Raw genomic sequence first — 5,437 nt, forward strand, 5'->3', positions numbered from 1 at the left:
GTGCTCGTCACGTTCACGTGAAGGAGGCTAACGCCACGGCGGGGGCGTCCACGATCCGTCCACGAGGTGAGCCCGTTCACCTCACGGTCACCATGAGCAGGCACCATGGCGGGGTGAACACGAGCCAGACGCCCCGGACAGGACCGACGACCCCGACGTCCCGGACGGCCCCGACGTCCGCAAGGACGCCGACGGTCGGCTTCGACCTCGACATGACCCTGATCGACTCCCGCCCGGGCATCCACGCCTGTTACACGGAGCTCTCGGCGCGGACCGGCACGTTCGTCGACGCCGATCTGGCCGTCACCCGGCTGGGCCCGCCGCTGGAGACGGAGCTGGCGTACTGGTTCCCCGAGGAGCGCATCGCGGAGATCGCCGACGTGTACCGGGAGCTGTACCCGCGCTTCGCCGTCGCGCCGACGACCGCCATGCCCGGGGCCCGGGAGGCGGTGGACGCGGTGCGCGCGGCGGGCGGCCGGGCGGTCGTGGTGACCGCGAAGTTCGAGCCGAACGCGAAGCTGCACCTGGCGCACCTCGGCATCGACGCCGACGCCGTGATCGGCGGCCTGTGGGCGGAGGCCAAGGCGGAGGCGCTGCGGGCCCAGGGGGCGGGCGTCTACGTGGGCGACCACGTCGGGGACGTGCTCGGCGCGCGGCGCGCCGGCGCGCTGTCCGTCGGGGTGGCGAGCGGCCCCTGCCCGGCCGAGGAGCTCCGCGAGGCGGGCGCCGACGTGGTGCTGGCGGACCTGTCGGAGTTCCCCGGGTGGCTGGCGGGCTACCTCTCGGCGCCCACGCCGGAGCCGGAGGCCGCCTGAGCGGCGGCCGCCGCCCGGGCCTCCTGGGCCTGCCGCGCCTCGCGGCGGCCGGCCGCGGCGGACGTCAGCACGCCCGCGGCGGCGATCAGGAAGCCCACGCCCATCAGCATGCTCAGGCAGAACATGTAGACGGGGAACGGCGTGGTGCCCAGCAGGAGCGGCGCCACGGTGACCAGGGTGGCCACGGCGCCGACGACGAAGACGATCCCTCCGGCACGGACCAGGCGGTCGCCGGTGTTCAACGGTGTTTGTTCACGCACCCGACCAGGGTAGTTCCCAGCCAGGGGAAACGGCCGGGGGACGTCTTGTCGCCCGGTGAGGGCCCATTAGCCTGTAAACCGGCCGATATCGACGGCCGCCATCACCGCAACCAGCACGAGGACGAGGACGACGGACGTGCCTACCGGCCAGGTCAAATGGTTCAACAAGGAGAAGGGCTTCGGGTTCCTCTCCCGCGACGACGGCGGTGACGTCTTCGTCCACTCCTCGGTCCTGCCCGCCGGCGTCGAGGCCCTCAAGCCCGGGCAGCGGGTCGAGTTCGGCGTGGTGGCGGGGCAGCGCGGCGAGCAGGCGCTCGCCGTGACGCTGCTGGAGCCGGCCCCGTCGGTGGCCGCGGCGCAGCGGCGCAAGCCGGCCGAGCTGGCGTCCATCGTCCAGGACCTGACCACGCTGCTGGAGGGCATGGTGGCCGGCCTGGACCGGGGCCGCTACCCCGACAAGGCGGTCGGCAAGAAGGTCGCCACCCTGCTGCGGGCGGTCGCCGACGACCTGGACGTCTGAGCGCCTCGATCCGTTCGGCGGGCCGGTCCTGCTCCGGGCGGTCGCCCGGAGCAGGACCGGCCGGCACTACCGCGCGGGGGTGACCTCGACCGGCAGGTGGCGGACGCCGACGATGACGGCCGGGTTCCGGTACTCGACGTCGTCGTAGGAAGTGACGGCCAGAGTGGCGAAACGTTTCAGCAGCAGACGGACGCCGATGCGGGCCTCGAGGCGGGCGAGGTGGGCGCCGAGGCAGAAGTGGATGCCGTGCCCGAAGGTCAGATGGGGGTTCGGACCGCGGTCGACGTCGACGACGTCGGGGTCGGTGAAGCGGGCGAAGTCGCGGTTGGCGGCTCCCAGGTGGGCCGTGATCAGGGTGTCGGCCGGGATCTCGTGGCCGCCGAGGACGACGGGGCGGGCGGTGCGCCGGCCCACCTCGGGGAACGGGGGAAGCCACCGCAGCACCTCTTCGAGTGCGGCCGGGATCCGGTCGGGATCGGCGCGCAGCCCGTCCAGGGCCCCGGGGAGCCGGTCCAGGGTGAGGACGGTGTTGCCCAGCAGGGCGGTGGTGGTGATGTGCCCGGCGACCAGCAGCAGCGCGACGAAGCCGACGATCTCCTGGTCGGCCAGGCGGACGCCGTCGACCTCGGAGTGCAGCAGGCGGCTGGTGAGGTCGTCACCGGGGTCGGCCCGTCGGCGGCGGATGTGGTCCAGGACGTAGCTGTTCATCTCGCGCACGGTGGGCGCGATCGCCTCCAGGGCGCGCCCGAGGTCGTCCATGTCGGCGGTCTCGCCGACCAGTTCGCCGTCGAACAGGACGCTCGCCCACTCGTGGAACAGCCGGTGGTCCTCGGGCGGCACCCCGAGCAGTTCGGCGATGACGATGACGGGGAGCGGGTTCGCGAGGGCTTCCACCAGGTCGAAGCGGTCCCGGCCGGCGACGTCGTCCAGCAGCCGGGTGACCACGTCCTCGATCCGTGGCGCCAGCCCCTGGACGACGCGCGGGGTGAAGGCCTGGCTGACGAGGGTGCGCAGCTTGCGGTGGTGCGGCGGGTCCATGCCGACGAAGTTGCCCTGCCGGAAGGTGTCGAAGTCCTCCTGCGTGGGGGCGAGGGAGCTCATGTCGGAGGAGAAGGCCGCGTGATCGCTCAGCACGGCTCCGACGCCTTCGTGGTCCACGACCTGCCACACGCCGAGCGTCTCGTCGTGGTGGACAGGTCCCTTGTCGCGCAGGGACTGCCACCGGTCGATCAGCGTGTCGAACAATAAGGGGCTCACGGACGGCTGCTTGCTGGTCACTCGTTCTCCCTGTGGGGTGAGGAGGCGGACTCGCCGCGGCCGGCAACGAGGCCGCGGCGTCCAGGAGTTGGCCGATCCCGGGACTACGCACCCACTGTACGGTCGAAGTGGACGAAAGGGTGTGGATCCTGCATCTCGCCCCACGAGGACCGCCTTCGCCAGGGAACCCCCCTGCCCCACGGCAGGCCGGGGCCGGTCAGGGAAACGCGAGCGCGTCCGGCTTGAGCGCCGGGACGAGGCCCTGGTCCGCGGCGCGGTCCAGCAGGCCGCGGATCGCCGCCATGCCCTCCTCGCCGAGGTCCGCGGTGAACTCGTTGACGTACAGGGCGATGTGCTGGTCGGCGACGGCCGGGTCCATCTCCTGCGCGTGCTCCATCACGTAGGGGCGCGTCGCCTCGGGCACCGCCCAGGCGGCGCGCACCGAGGCGCGGGCCGCGTCGGCCAGCCGGTGCAGCGTGTCCTCGCCCAGGGAGCGCTTGGCGATGATGGCGCCGAGCGGGATCGCCAGCCCGGTGGTGGCCTCCCAGTGCTCGCCCATGTCGGCCAGCTTGGTCAGGCCGTAGTCCTGGTAGGTGAAGCGCGCCTCGTGGATGACCAGGCCGGCGTCCACCCTGCCGTCGCGGACCGCGGGCATGATCTCGTGGAACGGCATGACGACGATCTCGCCGACGCCGCCGGGCACCTCGGCCGCCGCCCACAGCCGGAACAGCAGGTAGGCGGTGGAGCGCTCGCTGGGCACGGCGACGGTGCGCCCGGCCAGGTCGCCGGGGGCGACGGCGTCCCGGGTGAGCACCAGCGGGCCGCAGCCGCGGCCCAGCGCGCCGCCGCAGGGCAGCAGCGCGTACTCGTCCAGCACGTACGGCAGCACCGCGTACGACACCTTCAGCACGTCGAACTCGCCGCGCTCGGCCATGCCGTTGGTGATGTCGATGTCGGCGAAGGTGACGTCGAGGAGGGGCGCGCCGGGGATCCGGCCGTGGGCCCACGCCTCGAAGACGAAGGTGTCGTTCGGGCAGGGCGAGTAGGCGATGCGCAGCGCGGCGCCCTCGGCACGGCCCGCGTGCCCGGCGTGCCGGTCCTGCTCGGCGGTGGTGGGGGTGACGACGGCGGTGGGGGTGTGCTTCGGCGTGTCGCTCATGGCTCCACTCTCTCGGTGCTGAAGCGCCTCAGGACGGGTGCGAGCCCCTCGAAGGCGGCGGTGAGGGCGGCCAGCGCCTCGGGGATCCGCCAGGCGGCGCGGTCGCGGGGGCCGACCGGGTTGGAGACGGCCCGGATCTCCAGGACGGGGACGCCGTGCGCGGCGGCTGCCTCGGCGACGCCGAAGCCCTCCATCGCCTCGGCGAGCGCGCCGGGGTGACGGGAGAGCAGCAGCGCGGCACGGTCGGCGGTGCCGGTGACGGTGGAGGCGGTGAGCACCGGGCCGGTGGCCGCTCCGGTGGCCTCGGCGGCGGCGCGGACCAGGCCGGCGGGCGGGCGGTGCGTGACGGCGCCGAAGCCGAGCTCGGTGACCGGCAGGAAGCCGTCGGCGGTCTCGGCGCCCAGGTCGGCGGCGGTGATCTCGTCGGCCACCACCAGGGAGCCGACGGGCGCGGCGGGCGCGAAGCCGCCGCCGATGCCGGCCGACACGACCAGGCGGTAGGGCTCGCCGCGCAGGGCGGCGGCGGTGAGCGCGGTGGCGGTCGACGCGGCGGCGCGCGCGGGGCCGACGCCGGCCGTGAGAAGGTCGGGGCCGTCCGGGAGACCGCGCACCAGCAGGCCGCCGGGCAGCGCCGCCTCACCGGTGACGGGGCCGAACGCGCGGGCCACCGCGTCCCCTTCGGCGGGGACCGCGGTGGCCACCAGTACGCGGGTCATGCCGGGCACGGCGTGGTCAGGCGTCGTCGCCGCGCTTGAGCTTGAACGTCCACAGGCCGGTGGTCTTGGCCTTGTCGTCCTTGTCCAGCGCCTGGACGGCGACGACGGTGGAGTTGCCCTGGGCGCCGTACTGGGAGCTGAAGAAGACGCTGCCGGGGATGGTCCGGTAGGTGCGGCCGCTGTCCTCGACGAGCGGGCGGCCGTTCATCAGGATCACCCAGCGGCTCTCGGCGATCTCCTGGTCGACGCCGAACCGGACGGTCTCGTCCTGGTTCACCTTCAGGGTCGGGACGTCCTTGTCCTGCAGGCAGGACGTCAGCTCCTCGGAGCTGATCGCCTTGCCGTCGTTCCAGCAGGAGGCCTCCGAGTGGACCGTGTCCGAGTTGACGGTCACGGTGGCGACCGGCGACGGCGCGTCGCAGGCGGAGAGCGCGAGCAGCCCGGCGGAAACGGCGCCGACGGCGGCGACGGCTCGGCGGCGGCGCGCGGCGGAGTGCATCGTGGTCATGGCCGAAGGCTATCTGGCCCCGGCAACGACAAGGTCACGCGGGGGTCGGCGTGCCGTCCCCCCGCGGCCCTCATACGGTGCGAACCGCCGCGTGGGGGATGCTTTCGCCTCCCGGGCGGGCCGGACGAGGGGCCGGGCGGGGCGCTCCCCGGGCGACCGTGGCCCGGTGACGGGCCGCGTGGGCCCGCGACCGGGTCAGGAG

Annotated in this window: 7 protein-coding genes; 2 read left to right on the plus strand and 5 right to left on the minus strand. The window is 73.9% G+C overall.

Translation table 11 applies throughout. From position 1 onward, the window contains the following. Positions 1 to 92 precede the first annotated feature (92 nt). Entirely contained in the window at positions 93 to 815 is a 723-nt protein-coding gene (locus ACOV8S_RS01325; RefSeq protein WP_448315470.1) for an HAD family hydrolase, read from the plus strand. Here ACOV8S_RS01325 and ACOV8S_RS01330 read toward each other — a convergent pair. Next, on the minus strand, positions 776 to 1,075 hold the full coding sequence (locus ACOV8S_RS01330; RefSeq protein WP_448315472.1) for a hypothetical protein: 300 nt from the start codon (positions 1,073 to 1,075) through the stop codon (positions 776 to 778). The genes ACOV8S_RS01325 and ACOV8S_RS01330 overlap by 40 nt on opposite strands. 136 nt (positions 1,076 to 1,211) lie before the next feature. Between ACOV8S_RS01330 and ACOV8S_RS01335 the strand changes: the two genes are divergently transcribed. Further along, positions 1,212 to 1,595: a cold-shock protein gene (locus ACOV8S_RS01335; RefSeq protein ID WP_351113040.1), complete on the plus strand. Its 384-nt coding sequence runs from the start codon at positions 1,212 to 1,214 to the stop codon at positions 1,593 to 1,595. A gap of 66 nt (positions 1,596 to 1,661) precedes the next feature. Here the strand turns inward: ACOV8S_RS01335 and ACOV8S_RS01340 are convergent, their stop codons facing one another. The 4 genes from ACOV8S_RS01340 to ACOV8S_RS01355 all read right to left on the minus strand — a co-directional run bounded on the left by ACOV8S_RS01340 (position 1,662) and on the right by ACOV8S_RS01355 (position 5,235). Next, entirely contained in the window at positions 1,662 to 2,873 is a 1,212-nt protein-coding gene (locus ACOV8S_RS01340; protein ID WP_448315474.1) for a cytochrome P450, read from the minus strand. Positions 2,874 to 3,069: 196 nt separating this feature from the next. Beyond that, complete coding sequence (locus ACOV8S_RS01345) at positions 3,070 to 4,011, minus strand: 1,4-dihydroxy-6-naphthoate synthase (RefSeq protein WP_448315476.1); 942 nt, start codon at positions 4,009 to 4,011, stop codon at positions 3,070 to 3,072. Continuing rightward, positions 4,008 to 4,727 (minus strand): futalosine hydrolase, encoded by a 720-nt coding sequence (locus ACOV8S_RS01350; protein ID WP_448315478.1) that lies wholly within the window; start codon positions 4,725 to 4,727, stop codon positions 4,008 to 4,010. The genes ACOV8S_RS01345 and ACOV8S_RS01350 overlap by 4 nt, the downstream gene beginning before the upstream one ends. Before the next feature lie 16 nt (positions 4,728 to 4,743). Further along, positions 4,744 to 5,235 carry a DUF2771 domain-containing protein gene (locus ACOV8S_RS01355; protein ID WP_448315479.1) on the minus strand — a complete coding sequence of 164 codons (492 nt, stop codon included), beginning with the start codon at positions 5,233 to 5,235 and terminating at the stop codon, positions 4,744 to 4,746. Between the last annotated feature and the right edge of the window lie 202 nt (positions 5,236 to 5,437).

The sequence above is a fragment of the Streptomyces sp. CO7 genome, assembly GCF_053474865.1.

Bases quoted from the DNA above. Each gene is read 5' to 3' on its own strand.
- ACOV8S_RS01355 (WP_448315479.1), bottom strand. From the start codon at position 5,235: ATGACCACGATGCACTCCGCCGCGCGCCGCCGCCGAGCCGTCGCCGCC.
- ACOV8S_RS01350 (WP_448315478.1), bottom strand. From the start codon at position 4,727: ATGACCCGCGTACTGGTGGCCACCGCGGTCCCCGCCGAAGGGGACGCG.
- ACOV8S_RS01325 (WP_448315470.1), top strand. From the start codon at position 93: ATGAGCAGGCACCATGGCGGGGTGAACACGAGCCAGACGCCCCGGACA.
- ACOV8S_RS01345 (WP_448315476.1), bottom strand. From the start codon at position 4,011: ATGAGCGACACGCCGAAGCACACCCCCACCGCCGTCGTCACCCCCACC.